Origin of the sequence: Shimia sp., assembly GCF_965227725.1 — a bacterium.
Lineage (GTDB): Bacteria > Pseudomonadota > Alphaproteobacteria > Rhodobacterales > Rhodobacteraceae > Shimia.
In genome coordinates this window covers 519,869-541,127 of sequence record NZ_CBDDGH010000004.1, presented here as the reverse complement: position 1 = coordinate 541,127, position 21,259 = coordinate 519,869, and the positions used below count along the sequence as shown (strand labels likewise).

Sequence of the window (21,259 nt, the reverse complement as noted above, 5' to 3'; positions counted from 1 at the left end):
ACATGAGCATGGCGAGTTTGGCAGCGTCTTTGCGGGCATAGCCCATCTGACGTGCCCCTGTGATGGTGATACCTGATCGCGAGGTGCCGGGAATCAGCGCGATGGCTTGCCATAGGCCGATTTTCCACGCGTCTTTGAGGTTCCAATCCGCTTCGGTTTTGATCTGCGCCCCGAAGCGATCGGCCCACCAAAGCACCAGACCGAAGAGTATCATGGTCCATCCTATCACTGCGACGGAGCGCATGGCTTCGTCGACACCGCTGAGTTTGAGCAGCAACCCCGTAGCGATAACTGGGAGTGTGGCGATGATCAGCAGAAACGCGAGCCGCGCGCCGGGAGTGTCACGTTTGCCTGTTGCAAGGCGCGGGAGGCCAGCTACAGCGCCGCGTACATCCGCCCAGAAATAGATGACGACAGCGCCGAGAGTTCCGAGGTGTGCGGCGACATCTATGGCGAGTCCCTGATCCGGGAGAGGAGTCAGCTTTGAGAGGAGAATCAGGTGCCCTGAGGAGCTAACTGGAAGAAACTCAGTGAGGCCTTGAATGATTGCCACCAAAAATATGTGAAAAAGTGCCATAATAGGGGCGACCTCGCGTTGAACGACTCAGATATAATTGGCCAGTGATTCAAGGGAAATATAGAATTTAAGCACTGTTCGGACCTAAAATTTGGTTTTTTTTTGATCCGATTACTCAAAAACATCAAAAAACCAGAATAAAAGTCAGTCTTACTGACTTTTATGCCGATTGAATATTCTTTAGACAGCCGGGACTGGAAAAATCTGGAGGCAGCTGGCATGGCTAAGCAACCTATGTTGAAATTTGTGACCGTAGAGCGCGATATGCCGGAGAAGCGTGATGCGTCGGTGCGCAAGGAAGATTTCAATGAGATCTATGCGGAGTACGCCAAGGTAAAGGCGGAAGAGCAGGCGAGTCGGTGCAGCCAGTGTGGTGTGCCTTACTGTCAGAGCCACTGCCCGCTTCACAACAATATCCCGGACTGGCTGAACCTTACGGCGACCGGCCGCCTCAAAGAGGCCTATGCGGTGAGCCAAGCCACCAACACTTTCCCGGAAATCTGTGGCCGCATCTGCCCACAGGACCGTCTGTGTGAAGGCAACTGTGTGATTGAGCAGTCCGGCCATGGCACTGTGACCATTGGGTCTGTCGAAAAATACATCACCGACACCGCCTGGGAAAACGGTTGGGTGGAAGCGCTGGCGCCAAGCCAAGAGCGTGGCGAGAGCGTAGGCATCATCGGCGCGGGCCCCGGCGGTTTGGCCGCCGCAGACCGTCTGCGCCGCGCAGGGTTCCAGGTGACCATCTATGACCGCTATGACCGCGCAGGCGGCCTGCTGACCTACGGCATTCCGGGCTTCAAACTGGAAAAAGACGTGGTCATGCGCCGCAACAAGCTGCTGGAAGATGGCGGCGTGACCTTCAAGCTGAACTGCAACGTGGGTGAGGACATTTCGTTCCAAGATATCCGCGATGCGCATGACGCTGTGATCATCGCCACTGGCGTGTACAAAAGCCGTGATTTGCAAGGCCCGGGCGCCGGTGCAGAGGGCATCGTGAAAGCGATTGACTACCTCACCGCCTCCAACCGTCTGAACTTTGGCGACACCGTGCCTGAGATCGAGAGCGGCGAGCTGAATGCAGAGGGCAAAAAGGTTGTGGTCATCGGCGGTGGTGACACCGCGATGGACTGTGTCCGCACCGCGATCCGCCAAGGCGCTGAGAGCGTGAAATGTCTCTATCGCCGCGACAAGGCCAACATGCCTGGCTCCCAGCGCGAGACACAGAACGCCGAAGAGGAAGGCGTGGAATTTGTCTGGCTGTCCGCCCCGAAAGGCTTCACCGGTGGTGACCGCGTAGAGGGTGTGATGGTGCAAAAGATGCGCCTCGGCCAGCCGGATGCATCAGGCCGTCAAAGCCCTGAGGTGATCGAAGGTGCGGATTACGTGGAAGACGCGGATCTGGTCATCAAGGCGCTGGGCTTTGAGCCGGAAGACCTGCCAACCCTCTGGGGTCAGCCTGAGCTGGAAGTGACCCGCTGGGGCACCGTGAAAGCACAGTTCACCACCGGCGCCACCGATCTGGATGGCGTCTATGCGGTGGGCGATATCGTGCGCGGTGCAAGCCTTGTGGTCTGGGCGATCAAAGACGGACGGGATTGCGCAGATGCGATCATCGAACGCTTTGGCGCAACGCAAGCTGTGGCTGCTGAGTAATCGTTAACGCGCTCGGAAAAGGGCAAAAAACGACTGTCTGTATCGCGTCGGTATTGCGACTGTATCGCGACGGTGCCGAAAACAGCAGGCAAAAGTAAATAAGACATAAGCGCTGACCAAACTGGCTTGAGGAGCCGACAGCGCAGTTCGCCGGAAAAAGGCCACGTGCCACCCCACTGCGGGACACCCGGTGCAAATGATGGAGATAGCGAATGACCAAATTTGATCAGAACTGGGTCAGAGCCGAAGAAGCCAAACGCAAGTGGATGGCGGAGAACGGCCTCTATTCCGAAGAAGAAGAGCACTCCTCCTGTGGTGTGGGTCTTGTGGTTTCCATTGACGGCAAGCCCAGCCGTCAGGTTGTGGAAGCGGGCATCACCGCATTGAAAGCGATCTGGCACCGTGGTGCGGTGGACGCAGACGGCAAGACCGGCGATGGCGCGGGCATTCACGTGCAGATCCCTGTGCCGTTCTTTTACGACCAGATCGAACGCACCGGCCATGAGCCCAACAAAGACGAGCTGATCGCGGTTGGTCAGGTCTTCCTGCCACGGACAGATTTCGGCGCGCAGGAGCACTGCCGGACCATCGTGGAAACCGAAGTTCTGAAGATGGGCTATCGCATCTATGGCTGGCGCCATGTGCCGGTGGATGTGAGCTGTCTTGGTGAAAAAGCCAATGCGACCCGCCCGGAGATCGAGCAGATCCTGATCTCCAACTCCAAGGGTGTGGACGAAGACACTTTTGAGCGTGAGCTCTATGTGATCCGTCGCCGCATCGAGAAGGCGGCGCTGGCGGCCAATATCGGTGAACTTTATATTGCATCGCTGTCCTGCCGCTCGATCATCTACAAAGGCATGATGCTGGCGGAGCAGGTTGCGGTGTTCTACCCCGACCTGATGGATGAGCGCTTTGAAAGTGCCTTTGCGCTGTATCACCAGCGCTATTCCACCAACACCTTCCCGCAATGGTGGCTTGCACAGCCGTTCCGCATGCTGGCGCACAATGGTGAGATCAACACGCTGAAAGGCAACCTGAACTGGATGAAGAGCCATGAGATCCGCATGGCGTCTGACAGCTTTGGCGACTACGCCGAAGACATCAAACCGATTGTGCCGGGTGGGGCGTCTGACTCCGCCGCGCTGGACGGTGTGTTTGAAGTTCTGGTGCGTGCGGGCCGTTCCGCACCAATGGCAAAAACCATGCTGGTGCCGGAAAGCTGGTCCAAGCAGGCGGTTGAGCTGCCGCAGGCGTGGCGCGACATGTATTCCTACTGCAACTCTGTGATGGAGCCATGGGATGGCCCTGCCGCGCTGGCGATGACCGATGGTCGCTGGGTTTGTGCGGGTCTGGACCGCAACGGCCTGCGCCCGATGCGCTATGTCGTGACCGGTGATGGCCTGCTGATTTCCGGCTCTGAGGCCGGCATGGTGCCGATCGATGAAGCCAATGTGGTGGAAAAAGGCGCGCTTGGTCCGGGCCAGCTTCTGGCTGTGGATATGAAAGAGGGCAAGCTCTACCACGACACGGAGATCAAGGACAAACTGGCCAATGCCAAGCCTTATGGCGAATGGGTTGGCAAGATCCGCGATCTGGCAGGTGAGCTGGATGCGGTGACGGAAACCGCGACCTTCACCGGCGAAGAGCTGCGTGCGCGTCAGATCGCGGCGGGCTTCTCCATGGAAGAGATCGAGCAGATCCTTGCGCCGATGGCTGAGGATGGCAAAGAGGCGCTGGCCTCGATGGGCGATGACACCCCGTCTGCGGTTCTGTCCAACATGTACCGTCCGCTGAGCCATTTCTTCCGTCAGAACTTCTCTCAGGTGACCAACCCTCCGATCGACAGCCTGCGCGAATACCGCGTGATGTCGCTGAAGACCCGTTTTGGCAATCTGAAGAACGTGCTGGATGAGGACGGCAGCCAGACCGAAATCGCTGTGCTGGACAGCCCGTTTGTGGCCAACGCACAGTTCGCGCGGTTGCTTGAGGCGTTTGACGACACGGTGGTGCGCATCGACTGTACCTTTGCGGCGGGCGCGGATTCCCGTGCGCTGCAGGTGGGTCTTGAGCGCATTCGGGCAGAGGCCGAAGACGCGGTACGTTCCGGTGCAGGCCACATTGTGCTGTCTGATGAGGCGCAGGGTGCCGATAAGGTCGCGATGCCAATGATCCTGGCCACCAGCGCGGTGCACAGCCATCTGACCCGCAAGGGTCTGCGGACCTTCTGCTCGCTGAACGTGCGGTCTGCGGAATGTATCGACCCGCATTACTTTGCCGTTTTGATCGGTGCAGGGGCGACCGTGGTGAACGCCTATCTGGCAGAAGACACGCTGGCGGATCGCATCGAGCGCGGTCTGGCGGATGGCACGCTGACCGAGAATGTTGCGCGTTATCGTGAGGCGATTGACCAGGGTCTCCTCAAGATCATGGCGAAGATGGGGATCTCGGTGATTTCCTCCTATCGTGGTGGTCTGAACTTTGAGGCGGTGGGTCTGTCCCGTGCGATGTGTGCGGAATATTTCCCCGGCATGACCAGCCGGATTTCCGGCATCGGTGTGAGCGGCATTCAGAAGAAGATCGAAGAGGTGCACGCCAAAGGCTTCCTGTCGGGCACGGATGTGCTGCCGATTGGCGGTTTTTATAAGGCGCGGAAATCTGGTGAGACCCATGCCTGGGGCGCGCAGACCATGCATATGATGCAGGCGGCCTGTAACCGCGCGTCTTATCAGCTGTGGAAGCAGTATTCCGCAAAGATGCAAGCGAACCCGCCGATCCATCTGCGCGATCTGCTCGACATCAAGGCAATCGGCAAGCCTGTGCCGCTTGAGGAAGTGGAGAGCATCACCGCGATCCGTAAGCGCTTTGTGACGCCGGGTATGTCGCTGGGGGCGCTGTCGCCTGAGGCGCATAAAACTCTGAACGTGGCGATGAACCGGATTGGCGCGAAGTCTGACTCCGGTGAGGGCGGCGAAGATCCGGCGCATTTTGTGCCAGAGCCAAATGGCGACAACCCCTCTGCGAAGATCAAGCAGGTGGCGTCTGGCCGGTTTGGTGTGACCGCGGAGTATCTGAACCAGTGTGAAGAGCTGGAGATCAAAGTGGCGCAGGGTGCGAAGCCCGGTGAAGGCGGCCAGCTGCCGGGGATGAAGGTCACCGACCTGATCGCCCGTCTGCGCCACTCCACCAAAGGCGTGACGCTGATTTCCCCGCCGCCGCACCATGATATCTACTCGATCGAAGATCTGGCGCAGCTGATTTATGACCTTAAGCAGATCAACCCGCGCTGTAAGGTGACGGTGAAGCTGGTGGCCTCCTCCGGTGTGGGCACGATTGCGGCCGGGGTGGCGAAGGCGAAGGCCGACATCATCCTGATCTCGGGTCACAATGGCGGCACCGGGGCAAGCCCGGCGACCTCGATCAAACACGCGGGTCTGCCGTGGGAGATGGGTCTCACTGAGGCGCATCAGGTGCTGGCGATGAACAATCTGCGCGAGCGGGTCACGCTGCGGACCGATGGTGGTCTGCGCACGGGGCGTGACATCGTGATGGCGGCGATGATGGGGGCTGAGGAATACGGAATCGGCACCGCGGCGCTGATCGCGATGGGCTGTATCATGGTGCGTCAGTGCCAGTCCAACACCTGCCCGGTTGGTGTTTGTACACAGGATGAAAGCCTGCGTGCGAAATACACCGGCTCTGCGGACAAGGTGGTGAACCTGATCACCTTCTACGCGCAGGAAGTGCGGGAAATCCTCGCCTCCATCGGGGCGCGCAGCCTTGATGAGGTTATTGGCCGTGCCGACCTGCTGGCGCAGGTGAGCCGTGGCTCTGCCCATCTGGATGATCTGGATCTCAACCCGCTCCTGATCACCGTCGATGGCGCACATGACATCGTCTACAACCGCGACAAAGACCGCAACTACGTGCCTGACACGCTAGATGCGGAAATCGTGCGGGATGCGGCGCGCTTCCTGCAGGAAGGCGAGAAGATGCAGCTCTCCTATGCGGTGCAGAACACGCACCGGACGGTGGGCACACGCACCTCAAGCCACATCGTGCGCAACTTCGGCATGCGCAACACGCTGCAGGAAGACCATCTGACCGTGAAGCTCACCGGCTCTGCGGGCCAGTCTCTGGGCGCCTTTGCGGCTCCGGGTCTGAAGATCGAAGTCTCCGGCGATGCCAACGACTATGTGGGCAAGGGCCTGTCGGGGGGCACCGTGGTGGTGCGCCCGCCCATGGCGAGCCCGCTGACAGCGGCCGAGAACACCATCATCGGAAACACCGTGCTTTATGGCGCCACCGACGGGCATCTCTTTGCCGCGGGCCGCGCAGGCGAGCGCTTTGCGGTGCGCAACTCCGGTGCAAAAGTGGTGGTCGAGGGCTGTGGCGCCTGTGGTTGTGAATACATGACCGGCGGCGTGGCCGTGATCCTCGGCGAGATCGGCGCAAACTTCGGCGCAGGCATGACCGGCGGCATGGCCTATCTCTATGATCCGGAAGGCAAAGCCGAGGACGTCATGAACATGGAAACGCTGGTGACCTGCCCGGTGACGGTGCAGCACTGGGAAGATCAGCTTAAGGGTTTGATCGAGCGCCATGTGGCCGAGACCGGCAGCGCCAAGGCACGCGACATCCTGCAACACTGGGATGTGGAAAAAGCCAACTTCCTGCAGGTCTGCCCGAAAGAAATGCTGGTGCATATCCCGCATCCTCTGACGGTTGAGGAAACAGCGGTTCCGGCGGAATAAGGCTGGGATAGAGACGAAAAAAGACCCCCGCTGGCGCTGGCTGGCGGGGGTTTTTGTTTGGGGGGGCGGGGGTAGCTGGTTGCGTCTATTTTCGTGCTAAAACGAGACATTAGAGGCTGTAGCAATATTCACGACACTGCAGATGCGAAGCACAGGAGATGTTTTCCAACAGCGGACCTTCGGAGATCTCAAGCAACACCACTGTAAATTGTTAGTTGTGCCGGCGGATCAGACGTTTAGATAGCAACTTTTAATTTTGCAGGATCTCCGTCTCTTCCTAGAAATGGACGCCATTCTGCCGAAGCATTTGGTAGGGCGTTATCGTCGAAATCCCGTGCGCGCTGGCTGCGTCCGGAATTTTGATCCTATTCTTTGATCCAGGGGCGCTGGTTTCGAGTGTTACGATCTCGTGCCTGCCAAGCATGGCGTAAGCCACGAGATACGAATCGGCCTTGCTCAAGAATTCAGCGACTGCCGCAGTGGTATAGCCGTTGGAGTTTGCCCACATCGAAACCTGCGCCATTGTATTCCTTACGGCGGAATCGTCGGGCATGAAGATGTCAGCCCCGTGCATACCGATCCAATTCTTGATTTGGTCGTCCTTTTGGCACAGCTCCCGCTTTACTGGAGAAATGCTTTTGACGTCACCGGCTGCAGCTGCCTGTGCGATCCAAGACCAATAGCTTCCGCAGATGTCGAATGCGTAATACGTCATTGCAGGTGTGAGGAACGCGTTAGAGTCTAATAATAGCGTCAACTTAACACTCCAAGGTGCATTGCTTCTTTTCGGAAGGTGGTCGAGTTTTTGATGCTAAGAAGTTCAAACGCATCACCCATTAGCGTTTGACCTTCAAGCGCCGCCGAAATTACGGCTGATGCGAAGTGCGGGTCTACCCTTGCACCCATCGTATTATAAAAGTCGCCGCCTCCAGACTTCCTTTGTTTTGCCCTCTTCTTTAGAAAATCAAGTTCGGCATCGTAGGCGCCTTGGAAATCGTCATGTGACAATCTGCCAAGATCCTTCAGACGCCGGAGCGCAACTAATGTGCTTACCCTGAAAGTTTTAGAGATTGAGGATTTTGCCAGATCGACATCCTCCGGCAGGTCCATATTGGAGAGCTGTGCCATCGGAACCAAAATCTCTGCCGCAACAGCATTACAGAAGCGCTCCACATTGAAGTCGGGCTCAAAGTGTTCTGGCAGATCATCTACGGAACTGTTGCTTACACCACCCCTGCCAATCCAGATATGGGCTAGTTCATGTGCAAGAGTGAAGATTTGCCCGGCCTTGGTATCAGCACCATTGATGAACACTAGCGGGGCAAAAGGATCGGAAATAGCAAATCCTCTAAACTCCCTTGGGTTTAAAGTGCGGTGGGTGTTATTCCCTACCACGCCATTGATCATAACCAGAACACCTGCTTCCCGTGCAAGTGCAATAAACTGACGCAGGAAGTCTTCCCAGTTGGACGCCTCATTGCGGCTACCGATTTCGAGCTTCAAAGCTGTTCGAATATGTCCGGCTACTACGCCGGGCTGATCGCCGACATCGGCGGAGCCAACGAACGCTATTACGTCAGAACCGGACCCTGCAAGGTGCTCGCGATACCACCTCTGACGTCGTTGGCAAATGTGGATCGTGTCAATTAATTCGGCACTCGGACGTTGAAAGCCGCCCTCAGCCATACGCCTGAAGTCAGGTAGTGGGAGTTTTTCTTCCGGTGGTTCTGGCAAGAAAAACATACCCGTCGGTAATCGAAGCACGCTGGCCAAAGTTTCGAGCTGCTTGAATGTCGGGCCGCCTTGCCCCTCGAGCCAGTTGGGGTATTTCTTGAAGCGTTTGGAGAGCGTATCGAATGGCATATCAACACGCTTTCGCGCCCATTCCAGCACGTCAGGCGATATTGCTACCTGTGCCATGTGATCTCCCGTTTCTCCGCTTTAATTTGCGAGTTTATTTTCAGGCGTGTAAACTATAAAGATGCAGGCTCCTTATAAGTGTTGCGTCAAGCCTACAATTCTATCTTACTACAATGCTAGGCCTTCGGCTCTGTGCTCGAACTCATGTTTTCAGCGACTAGCGATTTGATGATGCGTAGTGGGCTACCTTCCAATTTGAACTGATATCGTAGGACCTTAACACTTGGCTTTGCACATCTTACTCGGAAGGCTGAGGTTGCATGAGTTTCGGTCTCGCTGAGTACCCTAGTCTTTTCAGCGTTCTTCTGCCATTGATCACGTTTGATACAAGTTTATCAGACAATTTCTCTCACGCCGACATCTGCTGTTGCTCAGGCTCCTCCTCCACCGGACGGGTTTTAAATGTCCCCACCAGCTCGGTGAGCTGCACGGCATTCGTATTCAGCAGATTGCTGGCCGCTGTGGTTTCCTCGACCATGGCGGCGTTTTCCTGGGTCACGTTGTTGAGCTGATTGACCGAGGCGTTGATGTCGCCCAGCGAGGCGGCCTGATCTTTGGCGGATTGGTGAATGTCGGCGACCATTTCCGCGATGCCTGAGACATGATCCACAATCGCGCCCAGTGACGCGCCGGTGCGGCCGACAAGCTCGACGCCTTTTTCCACATGGTGGCTGCTGGTTTCGACCTGTTCCTTGATCTCGGACGCCGAAGTGGCGGCGCGCAGAGCCAGCGCGCGGACCTCGGATGCCACAACCGCAAACCCGTTGCCCGCATCCCCTGCGCGGGCAGCTTCGACGCCGGCGTTGAGCGCGAGCAGGTTGGTCTGAAAGGCGATGTCTTCGATGGTGCCGATGAACTGGCTGATCTCGGCAAAGGAGCGCTCGATTTCGGCCATGGCCTGCACGGTTTCGCGCACGATGTGGCTGCTGTCTTCGGCGTCGGCGCGGGCGCCCATGGCGGCGTCTTTCACGGTGTCGACGTTGCGGGAGGTGGCTTTCACGCTGTCGGTGACCTGATCGATGCCGGTGGTGGTCTGTTCCAGCGTGGCGGCCTGACGTTCGGTGCGGTGGGCGAGCTCCTGTGTGGCGGTGTTGATCTCGGTGATCTCGGTCTGGATATTTTCCGCCGCTTCGCCGACCTGCACCACCACATCATTGAGGCCGATGAGAGCGTCGTTGATTTTGTAGCGCAGTTTCTTGTGGGCTTCGGGCAGGAAGATATTCACGTCGTTGCGGAAATCGCCTTGGGCGAGATCGGTGAGCGCCTTGCTGAGCACATCCACCACCAGAGCGTTGCCGCGCTGGGATTCGGCCTCGCGTTCCTGCGCCTCGGCACCGTCTTGCAGCCGGACGCGGAGCCGCTCCACGGTGCGGGCGATGTCGCCGATCTCGTCGCGGCGGCCGGTGTGCGGGGTTTGCTCGGTGAGCTGGTCTGCGCCGAGTTTGCCGATGGCGGTGTTGAGGTCGATGATGCTGCAGACGATGGAGCGGCGCAGGACGTAGCCGCCACCCATGCTGAGCGCGATGGCGCCGATCATGATGAGGGCGGCGATGAGGAAGGCGCGTTGTTTTGTGGCGGCAGCATCAGCGACAAAGGCGGCGGTGGAGGCGTCAGAGGCGGTGCGGATGGCGCTCAGGGCTTCGCGGATGTCGTTGAGCTGGGTCGGGCCGTGGGTGCGGAAGGCCTCGTAAGCAAATTCATGCCCGCCGTTGGCCGCCATCTGGAATACGCCAAGCCAGAGAGGGCGCCAGTTTTCCACGGCGCTGCGCAGGTTGGCGATTTCTTCAGCGTTTGCAGGCGCGAGCTGTTCGATCTCTGTCAGAAGCGTGTTGATGAGTGCCTCGCTGGCCTTGGCATCCTCAAAAACGGCCTCATGGGTTTCTGCCGAGGTGTCGACAAGCGCTGTGAGCATGTCGCGGTTGATGGTCACGAGGTGAGTTTCCACGTCGCGCAGGGAGGCAGCGATCTGGTATTCTTTCTCAAACAGCGCTTCGGTGAAGCGGGTCAGCTGGGAGATTTCATAGGTCAGGGTCGCGCCGACAATGACGGTGGAGCACAGGCAAATGGTCATGACAGCGGTGAGCTTGGCGCTGAGCTTTGAAACAAACTTCGGGGCAGATAACTTCATGAATGCGCATTCCAAACTTAGGACGTTTCGACAAATCTCTCATTGAGACAGCAGAGTACTTTCTGCCTCACGCTAGCTTAGGCCTACGGATTTCGTCCTAATTTCGGGTAAATGGGACTTTGGGGTTCAACCTAAAGGACGTGACGTGACAAAGCCTGCACCCGGCCTTCAGGCATGTGTGCTGGGAGATCACGCCTTACCAAATCTTTACCGCATGAGGCCTAAGGTGGCCCAGTAAGTCCCGCGTGCACAGAATGTCGCGCCACCGTTGAAGATGGAGGTGACGCATTATGAAACCATGGGGTGTTCTGTCGCTGATGATCGCAAGTTTGGCCTGCACGGCCCCAGTTGAGGCGCAGCAATGTGGCTTTGCGCGCTGTTGGGGGGCTGTGGGAGTCGGACCAGAAGGCGCGCGTGGCTATGCCTATAGCCAGTATTCCGAGGATATGGCGCGAGAGCGGGTGCAGGCGATCTGTGGTGACAACTGCGACACGGTGAAGACCTTTTTCAACGGCTGCGGAGCGATGGCGCAGGGTGATCGCGACCAATGGGGTTTTGGCGAAAGCCATTCGCGCATGGCCGCCGAGGATGTGGCGCTGGCCTTCTGTCAGAACTACGGTGCGGGCTGTGAGGTGCGGGCCTGGGCCTGCTCGCCATAGGCGGCGCTTGGCAAAGCATTGCGTGACTGACTTGTCAGGGCGGGGCCGAAGCTCTACTCCCTATGCGTAAAACACGTGGCAGGGTCATGGCCAAGAGCAAGAAAAAGAGCAGCAAAAAGTCAGATGCCGGTCTGGTGAAGCGCCAGTGGAAACGGCTGCGCTATTGGCTGCGGCGTTTGGCGATCTGGGGCGCCGCCTTTGTGGTGCTGTCCGTGCTGCTTTACGCGGTGGTGAACCCGCCTTTTACATGGACCATGGTTGGCGAGAAGCGGCGGCTGGGCAGCATTGATCGGCAATGGGTGCCGATTGAAGAGGTTGCGCCGGTGATGCGCCGGTCTGTGGTGGCGGCTGAGGATGCAAATTTCTGCCTGCACTGGGGATTTGACATGCGCGCGATCCGCAGTGCGATCGAAGAGGGCGCGGGACGCGGGGCCAGCACGCTGAGCCAGCAGACCGTCAAAAACGTCTTTTTCTGGCAAGGGCGCAACTGGCTGCGCAAATCGCTGGAGACCTTGATGACGCCGCTGGTTGAGATGGCCTGGAGCAAGCGGCGTATCCTCGAAATCTATCTCAATGTGGCGGAGTTTGACGAAGGTGTCTTTGGCGTGGAAGCCGCTGCGCGGCATTACTTTGGTGTTGGCCCTGAAGATCTGACTGCGGTGCAGGCGGCGCGGCTGGCAGCGGTGTTGCCCAATCCGAAGGGGCGCTCTGCCAGCAAGCCCACGGCGGGGCTGCGTAAGCGGGCTGCTGCGATCCTGGATGGGGCGGCAACCATACGCGCAGACGGGCGGGATGCGTGTTTTGCGGATTGAAAAATGCGCTTTCGCAGGGCATTGAGGATCAAAGCCCAAAATCAGATTCAATTGCACTGTGACCTTGCTGATGAACCGTTTGTTCCACGTTCCCCTGTCTCCGTTCTGTCGAAAAGTGCGCCTCTGCATGGGGGAAAAGCGGCTTGAGGTGGAGCTGGTCGAGGAGCGCTACTGGGAGCAGGATCCGGATTTTCTGCGCCGCAACCCGGCGGCCAAGGTGCCGGTTCTGAAGATGGACGGCAAGATGATGGCCGAGAGCGGGGCGATCTGTGAGTATCTGGAAGAGAAATATCCGGAGACCGCGCTGATGCCCAAAGATGCGGACGGGCGTTATGAGGTGCGGCGTCTGGTGGCATGGTTTGATGACAAGTTTCATCACGAGGTGACTTCCAAGCTGCTTTATGAGCGTGTCAATCGCAAGCTGATGGGCACAGGCTATCCCGACAGCACCAATGTGAAGGCCGGGGCCAAGGCGATCAAATATCACCTCGACTACATGCATTGGCTGCTTGATCACCGCCGCTGGCTGGCCGGGGATATGATGACGCTGGCGGATTTTGCCGCCGCTGCGCATCTGAGTGCGCTGGACTATATTTCCGACGTGGACTGGAACCGCTCTGCCGTGGTGAAAGACTGGTATGCGACCATCAAGTCGCGTCCGGCATTTCGGCCGATTCTGGCGGATCAGGTGCCGGGTTTCCCGCCCCCGGCGCATTATGCGGATCTGGATTTCTAAGACACGGGAGAAGGGGGCTGTTTGCCCCCTCGGCCTGACGGCCTCACCCCGAGGATATTTGGCGAATGAGAAAGCCGCGCTGACATGTCCCATGAGCTGACAGACCGGATGAAGGCCGAAGCGCATGCAATGGGCTTTGATCTGGCGCGGGTGTGCCGTCCGGATGCGGTGGGCCATGTGGGCGCGGATCTCGCGAAGTTTCTGGACAAGGGCTATCACGGGCAGATGGGCTGGCTGGCTGAGCGCACCCATTGGCGCAGTGACCCCAGCGAGCTCTGGCCTGAGGCGCGGTCTGTGATCATGCTTGGGGAGAGCTATACCCCCAAACATGATCCGACCGCTGTGCATGGGCAGGCTGACCGGGCGGCGATCTCGGTTTATGCGCAGAACAAGGACTATCACGACACGGTCAAAAAGCGGCTGAAGCGCTTGGCGAGGTGGCTGATTGCAGAAGCCGGGCCTGAGACGGAAGTGAAGGTTTTTGTGGACACGGCCCCGGTGCCGGAGAAGCCGCTGGGGCAGGCGGCGGGACTTGGCTGGCAAGGCAAGCACACCAATCTGGTGAGCCGCGATCTGGGCTCGTGGTTCTTTATCGGCTCGGTGTTCACAACCGCCGAATTAGAGACGGATAAGGCTGAAATTGATCATTGTGGATCCTGTCGGGCCTGTCTGGATGCGTGCCCGACCAATGCCTTTCCCGCGCCGCACCAGATCGATGCGCGGCGTTGTATTTCGTATCTGACCATTGAATCACACGGGCCGGTGGATGAGGCACTGCGCCCGCTTTTGGGCAACCGGATTTACGGATGTGATGACTGTTTGGCGGCCTGCCCGTGGAACAAATTTGCCCAGGACGCGCGGGAGATGAAATACCATGCGCGCGACGCATTGGTGGCGCCGAAACTGGCCGAGTTGGTGCAGTTGCAGGATCAGGAGTTTCGGGCGTTTTTCTCGGGCTCGCCCATCAAGCGGATCGGGCGGAACCGCTTTGTGCGTAATGTGCTCTACGCCATTGGCAATTCGGGGGATGCCGCGTTTTGCCCGGTGATCGCTCCGCTGGCGCAGGACGCGGATGAGACCGTTGCGGATGCGGCGCGCTGGGCGCTGGAGCAGCTGCGGGTAGGGTGAGGTGCTGAGGGGGCTGGAACGCTCAGAAGATGTGCGCCTTTGGCCGTCGGTGCCCTTTGGCGTGCGTTGCCTCTAGATCACCTTATGTGAGGCTGATGCGGGTAACTTTCTCTTAGAAAAATCGTGGTTCGGTGGCGCCAATGATTAGACCCAAGAGGAAAGGAACGCCGATGCGCGCTTCGAAACTGGTATTCTCGTTGGCGGTTGCGGCTTTTGCGGGCCTGCGGTTCACGCGGAAGCCTGGAAACTGACCACGCTGGAGTGGCCGCCTTATGTGATGGCGGATGGCAGCGGTGCGAGCACTGAGGCGGTGATTGGCGCCTTTGCGGCGGCGGGGGATGAGGCCACCGTGCAGGTGTTTCCCTGGAACCGCGCGGTGAATCTGGCGGCGAAGGATCCTGCCTGGGTTGGTGTGTATCCGGAATATTATGACGCGGGCTCTGACGCGGATGCGGGCGGGGACCGGTGCCTCTATTCGGCGTCTTTTGGCACCAGCCCCGTGGGGTTCATCTATCGCACCGACAGCGGGTTTGACTGGGCCAGCCATGACGATCTGAAGGCCTATAAGATTGGCGTGGTGCAGGGCTATGTGAATGAGGCCACGTTTGATGCGATGGCGGCTGAGGGGGCGCTGACTGTGGATGCGGGTCCGACGGATGCCAGCAACGTCAGCAAAGTGGCAGCGGGCCGGATTGATGCGGCGGTGATTGACCGCAACGTGTTTGAGCATCTGGTGGCGACCGAGGCGACTCTGGCAAGCCACGCCGGGGCATTGGCGTTCCATGAGGTGGTGCTGGAGGATCACAGCCTGCATGTGTGCTTTGAAAACAGCGACAATGGCCGCGCGGCACGGGATCGGTTTAACGGCGCGCTGTAAGGTGCGCTGACCTCAAAAACGAGTGCCCCGTACATCTGAAGGTGTGCGGGGTTTATCTTTGTCTGGCACACCAGCGCGCGGTGGTGTCAGGAAGTGTTGATCTCTCTTGCGCAGGGTTTGGGCAGTTTTGGCCACATCTGCCTGAGAAGGACCGCGCGATGCCCCAGAGATCCCCGAACCTCGATATGCCTTATATTCAGCCGTCGCAGGCGCAGAAGCATGTCACCCACAATGAGGCGATAGAGCAGCTGGATGCGCTGGTCGGGCTGTCGGTGAAGGCTTTTGATGCGGTGGAGCCGCCTGCCAATCCGGCGGAAGGGGAGCGCTATGCGCTCGGGGCAGGCGCAAATGGGGATTGGGCAGGGCAGGACGGGATGCTGGCGGTCTGGGCCAATGGCGGCTGGCTGTATCTGACCCCGCAAGAGGGCTGGCGGGCCTTTGGCGAGGCGGAGCAGGCGTTGCGGATTTACCGTGGTGGGCAATGGACCGGGCTGTCTTTTGATCAACTGGGGCTGGGGGCAACGCCGGATGCGGTGAACCGGCTGTCGGTGGCGGCGGAGGCGACGCTGCTTTCGCATGACGGGGCAGGGCATCAGCTGAAGCTGAATAAGGCATCCACTGGCGACACAGCCTCGCTGTTGTTTCAATCCAATTGGACTGGCCATGCGGAGATGGGGCTGGCAGGGGAGAACGACTGGTCGATCAAAGTTTCGCCGGATGGGAGCAATTGGACAACAGCGCTCAAGGTTGCGGCGGCGACGGGGCATTTGAGTGGGAGCGCGGTGCAGGCGGATGCGCTGGATGCCACTGAGGGACGGCTGCTGACGGTGGGTGGCTTTGGGCTTGGAAGCGGTGCAGCGCCGGAGGTGACGGATCTGGATGCAGCAAGTTCAGGTGGAATAGTCTCTGTCAATGCGGGCACGGCAGCCAATGTGCCGACAGGGTTGAGCGGGCGGCATGCGGTTTTGGTGGCGAAATCAGAATCCGATGGCGGGTTTCAAATGTTGTGTGATCAGAGTGGTGGGGCGCTTTATCTGCGTAGGCTTGATGGTGGTGTTTGGGGCGCGTGGCAGCGGCTTTGGGACAGTGGGTCGCTGGTGGGCAGCGTGTCAGAAAGCGGTGGCGTGCCCACGGGGGCGGTGATCGAGCAGGGGAGCGGTGCCAATGGGGCTTTCACCAAATGGGCGGATGGGACGATGATCTGTGCGCAGACGCTGGATCTGGATTTTGACGCGGTGCATCGGCTGGCTGCTGACTGGAGCTATCCGGCCAGTTTTGCTGCGCCACCTGTGGTGACTGCGACGCTGGATGGGGATGATCTGGCTAGCAATGCGACGCCCGTGGCGAGCGAGGTTGGCGCCGTGGGGATGGAAGCGGTGAGCGCAAGTTCCGCGCGGGCGGCGTTGCACCGGATCAGCGGGCTGACGGACTTTGCTGCAGGGGACAGCGCGCAGGTCTATCTGAGTGCGCAGGGGCGGTGGTTTTAAACAAAAGCCCCGGCGCATGGGCCGGGGCTTGGAATGTTACGCTGAACTTTACCCTGCGCGTTTGGGCAGGACCCAGTCGGGGCGGGCGAAGTGGCAGGTGTAGCCGCCTTTGTTTTTCTCCAGATAGTCCTGATGATACTCTTCGGCTTCCCAGAAGTCGCTGACGGCGGTGACTTCGGTGACGACTTTGCCGGGCCAGAGACCGGAGGCTTCGACGTCCTTGATGGTGTCAATCGCCATCTCTTTCTGCGCGTCATCCACATAGAAGATGGCGGAGCGGTAGGAGGTGCCGATGTCATTGCCCTGACGGTTCACCGTGGTCGGGTCATGGATCTGGAAGAAGAATTCCAGAAGCTTGCGGAAAGAGGTCTTGGCCGGATCAAAGGTGATTTCGATGGCCTCGGCATGGGTGCCGTGGTTCTTGTAGGTCGCATTGGGGACATCGCCGCCGGTGTAGCCCACGCGGGTCGCCAGAACCCCATCCATCTTGCGGATCAGGTCTTCCATGCCCCAGAAGCATCCGCCTGCCAGTACTGCGCGTTCGCTCATTGGTCGATCTCCTTTACTTGGTCGAGATAGGCGCCATAGCCCTCTGCCTCCATATCGTCGCGATGCACGAAACGCAAAGAGGCGGAGTTGATGCAGTAGCGCAGCCCGCCACGGTCGCGGGGGCCGTCAGGGAACACATGGCCCAGATGGCTGTCGCCGTGCTTGGAGCGCACTTCGGTGCGGATCATACCGTGGGTGGCGTCGTGATGTTCGGTGACAAAGGCCGCTTCCACCGGTTTGGTGAAGCTGGGCCAGCCGCAGCCGCTTTCATATTTGTCAGAGCTGACAAAGAGCGGCTCGCCAGAGACAACATCCACATAGAGGCCGGGTTCTTTGTTGTACAAAAGCTTGCCGGAGCCCGGGCGCTCTGTGCCGTTTTCCTGTGTGACCCAGAATTGCTCGTCATTCAGGGCTGCAATGGCATCCATATCACGTTTGTAGGTGGTCATTGGCCTCTCCTTCCCGCGCTGCGGTTTTGCAGCGGCGTGTCTCTTTGTTCCCTTGGAATATGGGAGATATGGAGGTGATGAAAAGGGGGATCACGCCAGCGTCATGATGGCCGAGGCTGGCGTGGCGCTTGTGAGATCAGGCGTTTGCGGCGCTGAGAGCGGTGTCCAGCAGGCCTTTGATCTGGGATTTGGAGGTGCCTGCAACGATGCGGCCCAGCTCCTGATCGCCTTTCAGCACCACCAATGTGGAGCGGCGCGGGATCTTGAGGCTCTTGGTCAGCTCCGCCTTGCGGTAGGTGTCCCAGTCGACCTTGATGAAGGTGATGGTCTCGCCATAGGCCGGGTTTTCGTCGATCAGTTCGTTGACCACGCGCTCTTGCGTGGCGCAGGTGGCGCACCAGGTTGCGGAGAAATCAAGGAAGACGATGTCTCCTTTGGCGAGGTGCTGTTTCACGAGGCCTGGCGTGTAGTCGGTGGCGGCGCGGGCGGCAAAAGGCGCCAGAAGCGACGCGGCTGCGGCGGTCAGGAATGTGCGGCGGTGCATGGAAAACTCCTTTGATTAAACGGATACAGACAAGTCGATGAGCCATGCCGGCATGATGCTGAGCAGCCAGCCTTCGATCATGTGATGCAGGCTGAAGAAGAGCGCGAGGCCGGTGGCAAGGAAGATGGCGCCCATGATTGGGCGGGATTTTGCGGCGATGGCGCGCATGGTGGCCTGATGGCGGCCGATGGTGGAGCGCGCGCCGTAGCCAAGGCCCAAGATCAGGGTCGAGACACCGGCGGCAAAAGCGACCATGATCAGCGCCGCAAAGCCGAGGTTTTCCCCTTGGCTGGCCAGAGAAATGGCGCCGCCCAATGTTGGGCCAATGCAGGGGGACCAGACCGCCCCCAAGAGCAGTCCGCCAAGGAACTGGCCGCGCAGGGTGGAATTGTCCACCGCGTCCATGCCGCTGTCTGCCTTGGCGGCAACACCGGCGGTGGCGGTGGAAAACGCCATGGAGAAGCGCGGAACCAGCAGGATGGCCCCGAAGATGATCATCAGAACCGCACCGGCCTGAGACAGGGTTTCCGGTGTCAGACCGATGGCATAGCCAAAAGTGGTCACGAGCATGCCCAGCACCACGAAGCTGATGCTCATCCCGAGGGCGAGCGCGGCGGGGCCGTGTTTGGAGGCCTGAAGGGCTGTGGCCAGAACAATCGGCAACACGGGCACCACACAGGGGTTGATCAGGGTCAGCAGCCCTGCGGCATATGCAAAGACAAATTCCATGGCCACCTTTTGCCAAGGCGGCGCTGTTCTGTCATGTGAAACCCGTCTGACAGGTGATCACGTGGTCGTGTGGATTTGTTTCGTCTGTTTGGAGAGTTGCACCGCGAGGATGCCTGCGCAGATGACGATCACGCCGATGATGTCGGTCATCTGGAGCCGCTCGCCCAGCACAAAGGCGGCGATAGCGACACCGAAAAACGGGTTTAGAAAGTGGAAGGTAGAGGCTTTCACGGCGCCGATGCGGCCCACCAGCGCAAACCAGATCCAGGTGGCGAGCAAGCCGGGGACAAGCACGGTGTAGGCAAAGGCGGTGATCATCACGGGGTTCCAGTTGAACGCCCAGGTCTCAAAGACCAGTGATGCAAAAAACAGCGTTATGGAGCCGACAAACATCTGCAGGCCAACGATCATCAGGACATTGCCGCCGCCGGAGGCATTGCGCACGGTGAGCGTGGCCACTGCGAGGGCCAGCGCAGCGATGACGCAGAGCAGCACGCCAAAGAGATCCACCCCCTGTTGCAGGCGGCCGGCCATGATCAGGATCACGCCGCCAAAGCCGACGATCAGCCCGATGGCGGCGATGGGTGTCAGGCGCTCGCCCAGCACCGACCAGCCCAGTAGCGCCACGATGAGCGGCATGGTGGAGGCGATGATGGAGGCAAGCGAGGCTTCGACCGTGGTCATGGCGGTGAAATTCAGACCCAGATACAGCGCGTTCTGGCAGAGGCCAAAGATCAGGGTTGCACGCCATTGAGAGGGGGTGAGCTTCCAGCTTTGCCCCAGCGCGCGGGCGATCAGCACGCCGATTGCGCCTGCCAGTGCAAACCGCAGAGAAGAAATCGCAAGCGGCGGCGCGTCGGCGACAATAATGCGGGCGGAGGTGAAGGCTGAGGACCAGATCAGGGCAAACAGCAGCCCCATGCCTATTGCGCGAAAGTCCATCCAGCCGGTCTCAACTTATTGTATTGTGTGTAGGTTTTTCCGATGTAACCCCATCAGAGGTTGTGTCGCAACCAGACAGTTGGCAGAGGGCTGAGGCGTAGGACTGAATCGGGCTTGGGGCACGGACCACATAGCGGCGCTTGCCAAGCGGCTTTTCTTGCGCGGGACGTTGCGACTAGGGTGAGGAAAGACGGCCAGACGGGGCGTGAATTTGAGGACAGATAGGTGAGTGAAACGACGGATATTCCGGCCCCGACTGGCTTTGTTGAGACCCATCGATGGTCGATCCTGCTGGTGTTGCTGGTGGCGCTGATCCTGCTGGACGGGTTTGAAGACCGCGTGCATTGGGCGGATACTGCGGGGCTTTGGGGGCTGAGCCTGCTTTTTCTGGGCGTTGTCGGGGCCACCGGACGCAACACGGTTCTGCGCTTTGTTATGGGCGTGCCGGTGGTGATCTGGATTGCTTTGATCGTGCTAAACGAGGTTGCCGGTGTCAGAGTGGACGGCAGCCTGGCCATTCTGGCAGGGATTTTGTTGTTTGGGTCGATGCTCACCAGTTTCTGGCAGCTGATCGGGCCGGTGCATTCCGAATATGAGCGGCTGTCCAGCGGGGTGTTTGGCTATCTGTTGATGGCGATGCTGTGGGGCGTGATTTACTGGCGGATCGAGGCGGTGCATCCCGGGTCTTTCAACCTGCCGGGGGATGTTGGGGATGAACGCGCGCCGTTTGTCTATTTCTCGATGATCACGATGACGACTGTGGGGTACGGCGAGATGACCCCGGCGGCGAGCCTGCCGCGGGTGCTGACCGGGTTGCAGGCGATTGTGGGCACGATGTTTGTGGCGATCTTTATCGGACGGATTGTGGGGCGGCTGAAATGAAGGGCGTGCAGTATCAGATCACCTGGGTGTATACCGAAGCGCTTGCGCCCTGTGTGACGTTCTATCGCGACACGTTGGGTCTGGCGGTTGCACATGACGCGGGCAGCGCGGTGATTTTTGAAATAGCGCCCGGCGCGCGCATCGGTGTGTGCGAGGCCTTTGGCGATCGTGTGGTGCAGCCCGAAGGCAGCATGATCACACTTGTGGTCGAGGATCGCGCCGCCGTGGATAGAGCCTATACCACCTTAAAATCTGCCAAAGTCGCCCTGCAGGGCGCTCCGGAAGAGATGGCGCGCTTTGGCATCTACAGCTTTTTCTGCACCGATCCGAACGGGTATCAGATCGAGGTCCAGTGTTTTCTTTAGGATAGGGTTGCGAGAGTCGCCTTCCCCATAGCGCGCATTCTGTTTAAAGGTGCCACAAACAGGAGCCT

Annotated in this window: 19 protein-coding genes; 10 read left to right on the top strand and 9 right to left on the bottom strand. The window is 59.1% G+C overall.

What is annotated here, in order from left to right; genetic code table 11:
• A partial coding sequence (locus tag ACO07T_RS10405) for an undecaprenyl-diphosphate phosphatase (protein ID WP_422049338.1) occupies positions 1-577 on the bottom strand: 577 nt, incomplete at its 3' end.
• Between the two features lie 219 nt (positions 578-796).
• On the opposite strand from ACO07T_RS10405, the gene ACO07T_RS10400 reads away from it, so the two are divergent.
• Together ACO07T_RS10400 and gltB are read left to right on the top strand one after the other, a co-directional pair.
• Positions 797-2,233 (top strand): NAD(P)-dependent oxidoreductase, encoded by a 1,437-nt coding sequence (locus tag ACO07T_RS10400; RefSeq protein WP_422049337.1) that lies wholly within the window; start codon positions 797-799, stop codon positions 2,231-2,233.
• 212 nt (positions 2,234-2,445) lie between these two features.
• Positions 2,446-6,984, top strand: a complete 4,539-nt coding sequence (gene gltB / locus ACO07T_RS10395; protein ID WP_422049336.1) for a glutamate synthase large subunit — start codon at positions 2,446-2,448, stop codon at positions 6,982-6,984.
• Positions 6,985-7,261: 277 nt separating this feature from the next.
• Here the strand turns inward: gltB and ACO07T_RS10390 are convergent, their stop codons facing one another.
• The 3 genes from ACO07T_RS10390 to ACO07T_RS10380 all read right to left on the bottom strand — a co-directional run bounded on the left by ACO07T_RS10390 (position 7,262) and on the right by ACO07T_RS10380 (position 11,032).
• The gene (locus tag ACO07T_RS10390; protein WP_422049335.1) at positions 7,262-7,741 is read right to left on the bottom strand and encodes a DUF4411 family protein; all 480 of its coding nucleotides are present in this window, start codon (positions 7,739-7,741) and stop codon (positions 7,262-7,264) included.
• Complete coding sequence (locus tag ACO07T_RS10385; protein ID WP_422049334.1) at positions 7,738-8,904, bottom strand: ImmA/IrrE family metallo-endopeptidase; 1,167 nt, start codon at positions 8,902-8,904, stop codon at positions 7,738-7,740. The genes ACO07T_RS10390 and ACO07T_RS10385 overlap by 4 nt, the downstream gene beginning before the upstream one ends.
• Positions 8,905-9,253: 349 nt before the next feature.
• Positions 9,254-11,032 (bottom strand): methyl-accepting chemotaxis protein, encoded by a 1,779-nt coding sequence (locus ACO07T_RS10380; RefSeq protein WP_422049333.1) that lies wholly within the window; start codon positions 11,030-11,032, stop codon positions 9,254-9,256.
• A 290-nt stretch (positions 11,033-11,322) separates the two neighbouring features.
• On the opposite strand from ACO07T_RS10380, the gene ACO07T_RS10375 reads away from it, so the two are divergent.
• The 6 genes from ACO07T_RS10375 to ACO07T_RS10350 all read left to right on the top strand — a co-directional run bounded on the left by ACO07T_RS10375 (position 11,323) and on the right by ACO07T_RS10350 (position 16,731).
• Positions 11,323-11,691: a DUF4189 domain-containing protein gene (locus tag ACO07T_RS10375; protein WP_422049332.1), complete on the top strand. Its 369-nt coding sequence runs from the start codon at positions 11,323-11,325 to the stop codon at positions 11,689-11,691.
• A gap of 86 nt (positions 11,692-11,777) precedes the next feature.
• Positions 11,778-12,503, top strand: a complete 726-nt coding sequence (gene mtgA, locus ACO07T_RS10370) for a monofunctional biosynthetic peptidoglycan transglycosylase (RefSeq protein ID WP_422049331.1) — start codon at positions 11,778-11,780, stop codon at positions 12,501-12,503.
• A gap of 70 nt (positions 12,504-12,573) precedes the next feature.
• Positions 12,574-13,239: a glutathione S-transferase family protein gene (locus ACO07T_RS10365; RefSeq protein ID WP_209058445.1), complete on the top strand. Its 666-nt coding sequence runs from the start codon at positions 12,574-12,576 to the stop codon at positions 13,237-13,239.
• 84 nt (positions 13,240-13,323) lie between these two features.
• Entirely contained in the window at positions 13,324-14,367 is a 1,044-nt protein-coding gene (gene queG, locus ACO07T_RS10360; RefSeq protein ID WP_422049330.1) for a tRNA epoxyqueuosine(34) reductase QueG, read from the top strand.
• Positions 14,368-14,644: 277 nt separating this feature from the next.
• Positions 14,645-15,244, top strand: a complete 600-nt coding sequence (locus ACO07T_RS10355; RefSeq protein WP_422049329.1) for a substrate-binding periplasmic protein — start codon at positions 14,645-14,647, stop codon at positions 15,242-15,244.
• 158 nt (positions 15,245-15,402) lie between these two features.
• The gene (locus ACO07T_RS10350) at positions 15,403-16,731 is read left to right on the top strand and encodes a DUF2793 domain-containing protein (RefSeq protein WP_422049328.1); all 1,329 of its coding nucleotides are present in this window, start codon (positions 15,403-15,405) and stop codon (positions 16,729-16,731) included.
• Between the two features lie 48 nt (positions 16,732-16,779).
• On the opposite strand, the gene msrA is transcribed toward ACO07T_RS10350, so the two are convergent.
• The 5 genes from msrA to ACO07T_RS10325 all read right to left on the bottom strand — a co-directional run bounded on the left by msrA (position 16,780) and on the right by ACO07T_RS10325 (position 19,944).
• Positions 16,780-17,280 carry a peptide-methionine (S)-S-oxide reductase MsrA gene (gene msrA, locus ACO07T_RS10345; RefSeq protein WP_209076515.1) on the bottom strand — a complete coding sequence of 167 codons (501 nt, stop codon included), beginning with the start codon at positions 17,278-17,280 and terminating at the stop codon, positions 16,780-16,782.
• Positions 17,277-17,729: a peptide-methionine (R)-S-oxide reductase MsrB gene (gene msrB, locus ACO07T_RS10340; protein ID WP_209076517.1), complete on the bottom strand. Its 453-nt coding sequence runs from the start codon at positions 17,727-17,729 to the stop codon at positions 17,277-17,279. Before msrB ends, msrA begins: the two co-directional genes overlap by 4 nt.
• A gap of 136 nt (positions 17,730-17,865) precedes the next feature.
• On the bottom strand, positions 17,866-18,273 hold the full coding sequence (locus ACO07T_RS10335; protein ID WP_422049327.1) for a thioredoxin family protein: 408 nt from the start codon (positions 18,271-18,273) through the stop codon (positions 17,866-17,868).
• A 15-nt stretch (positions 18,274-18,288) separates the two neighbouring features.
• On the bottom strand, positions 18,289-19,002 hold the full coding sequence (locus ACO07T_RS10330; protein WP_422049326.1) for a cytochrome c biogenesis CcdA family protein: 714 nt from the start codon (positions 19,000-19,002) through the stop codon (positions 18,289-18,291).
• Between the two features lie 57 nt (positions 19,003-19,059).
• The gene (locus tag ACO07T_RS10325; protein WP_422049325.1) at positions 19,060-19,944 is read right to left on the bottom strand and encodes a DMT family transporter; all 885 of its coding nucleotides are present in this window, start codon (positions 19,942-19,944) and stop codon (positions 19,060-19,062) included.
• A gap of 225 nt (positions 19,945-20,169) precedes the next feature.
• Here ACO07T_RS10325 and ACO07T_RS10320 point away from each other — a divergent pair, with 225 nt between their 5' ends.
• Positions 20,170-20,826 carry a potassium channel family protein gene (locus tag ACO07T_RS10320; protein WP_422049324.1) on the top strand — a complete coding sequence of 219 codons (657 nt, stop codon included), beginning with the start codon at positions 20,170-20,172 and terminating at the stop codon, positions 20,824-20,826.
• Positions 20,823-21,191 (top strand): VOC family protein, encoded by a 369-nt coding sequence (locus tag ACO07T_RS10315; protein ID WP_422049323.1) that lies wholly within the window; start codon positions 20,823-20,825, stop codon positions 21,189-21,191. The genes ACO07T_RS10320 and ACO07T_RS10315 overlap by 4 nt, the downstream gene beginning before the upstream one ends.
• Positions 21,192-21,259 lie beyond the last annotated feature (68 nt).

What these genes read in the sequence shown, in the direction of transcription:
- ACO07T_RS10355 (WP_422049329.1), top strand. Translation starts at nt 14,645, where the DNA reads ATGGCGGATGGCAGCGGTGCGAGCACTGAGGCGGTGATTGGCGCCTTT.
- ACO07T_RS10385 (WP_422049334.1), bottom strand. Translation starts at nt 8,904, where the DNA reads ATGGCACAGGTAGCAATATCGCCTGACGTGCTGGAATGGGCGCGAAAG.
- ACO07T_RS10365 (WP_209058445.1), top strand. Translation starts at nt 12,574, where the DNA reads ATGAACCGTTTGTTCCACGTTCCCCTGTCTCCGTTCTGTCGAAAAGTG.
- gltB (WP_422049336.1), top strand. Translation starts at nt 2,446, where the DNA reads ATGACCAAATTTGATCAGAACTGGGTCAGAGCCGAAGAAGCCAAACGC.
- ACO07T_RS10380 (WP_422049333.1), bottom strand. Translation starts at nt 11,032, where the DNA reads ATGAAGTTATCTGCCCCGAAGTTTGTTTCAAAGCTCAGCGCCAAGCTC.
- ACO07T_RS10335 (WP_422049327.1), bottom strand. Translation starts at nt 18,273, where the DNA reads ATGCACCGCCGCACATTCCTGACCGCCGCAGCCGCGTCGCTTCTGGCG.
- ACO07T_RS10350 (WP_422049328.1), top strand. Translation starts at nt 15,403, where the DNA reads ATGCCCCAGAGATCCCCGAACCTCGATATGCCTTATATTCAGCCGTCG.
- ACO07T_RS10400 (WP_422049337.1), top strand. Translation starts at nt 797, where the DNA reads ATGGCTAAGCAACCTATGTTGAAATTTGTGACCGTAGAGCGCGATATG.
- queG (WP_422049330.1), top strand. Translation starts at nt 13,324, where the DNA reads ATGTCCCATGAGCTGACAGACCGGATGAAGGCCGAAGCGCATGCAATG.
- ACO07T_RS10315 (WP_422049323.1), top strand. Translation starts at nt 20,823, where the DNA reads ATGAAGGGCGTGCAGTATCAGATCACCTGGGTGTATACCGAAGCGCTT.
- msrA (WP_209076515.1), bottom strand. Translation starts at nt 17,280, where the DNA reads ATGAGCGAACGCGCAGTACTGGCAGGCGGATGCTTCTGGGGCATGGAA.
- ACO07T_RS10330 (WP_422049326.1), bottom strand. Translation starts at nt 19,002, where the DNA reads ATGGAATTTGTCTTTGCATATGCCGCAGGGCTGCTGACCCTGATCAAC.
- ACO07T_RS10375 (WP_422049332.1), top strand. Translation starts at nt 11,323, where the DNA reads ATGAAACCATGGGGTGTTCTGTCGCTGATGATCGCAAGTTTGGCCTGC.
- msrB (WP_209076517.1), bottom strand. Translation starts at nt 17,729, where the DNA reads ATGACCACCTACAAACGTGATATGGATGCCATTGCAGCCCTGAATGAC.
- ACO07T_RS10325 (WP_422049325.1), bottom strand. Translation starts at nt 19,944, where the DNA reads ATGGACTTTCGCGCAATAGGCATGGGGCTGCTGTTTGCCCTGATCTGG.
- mtgA (WP_422049331.1), top strand. Translation starts at nt 11,778, where the DNA reads ATGGCCAAGAGCAAGAAAAAGAGCAGCAAAAAGTCAGATGCCGGTCTG.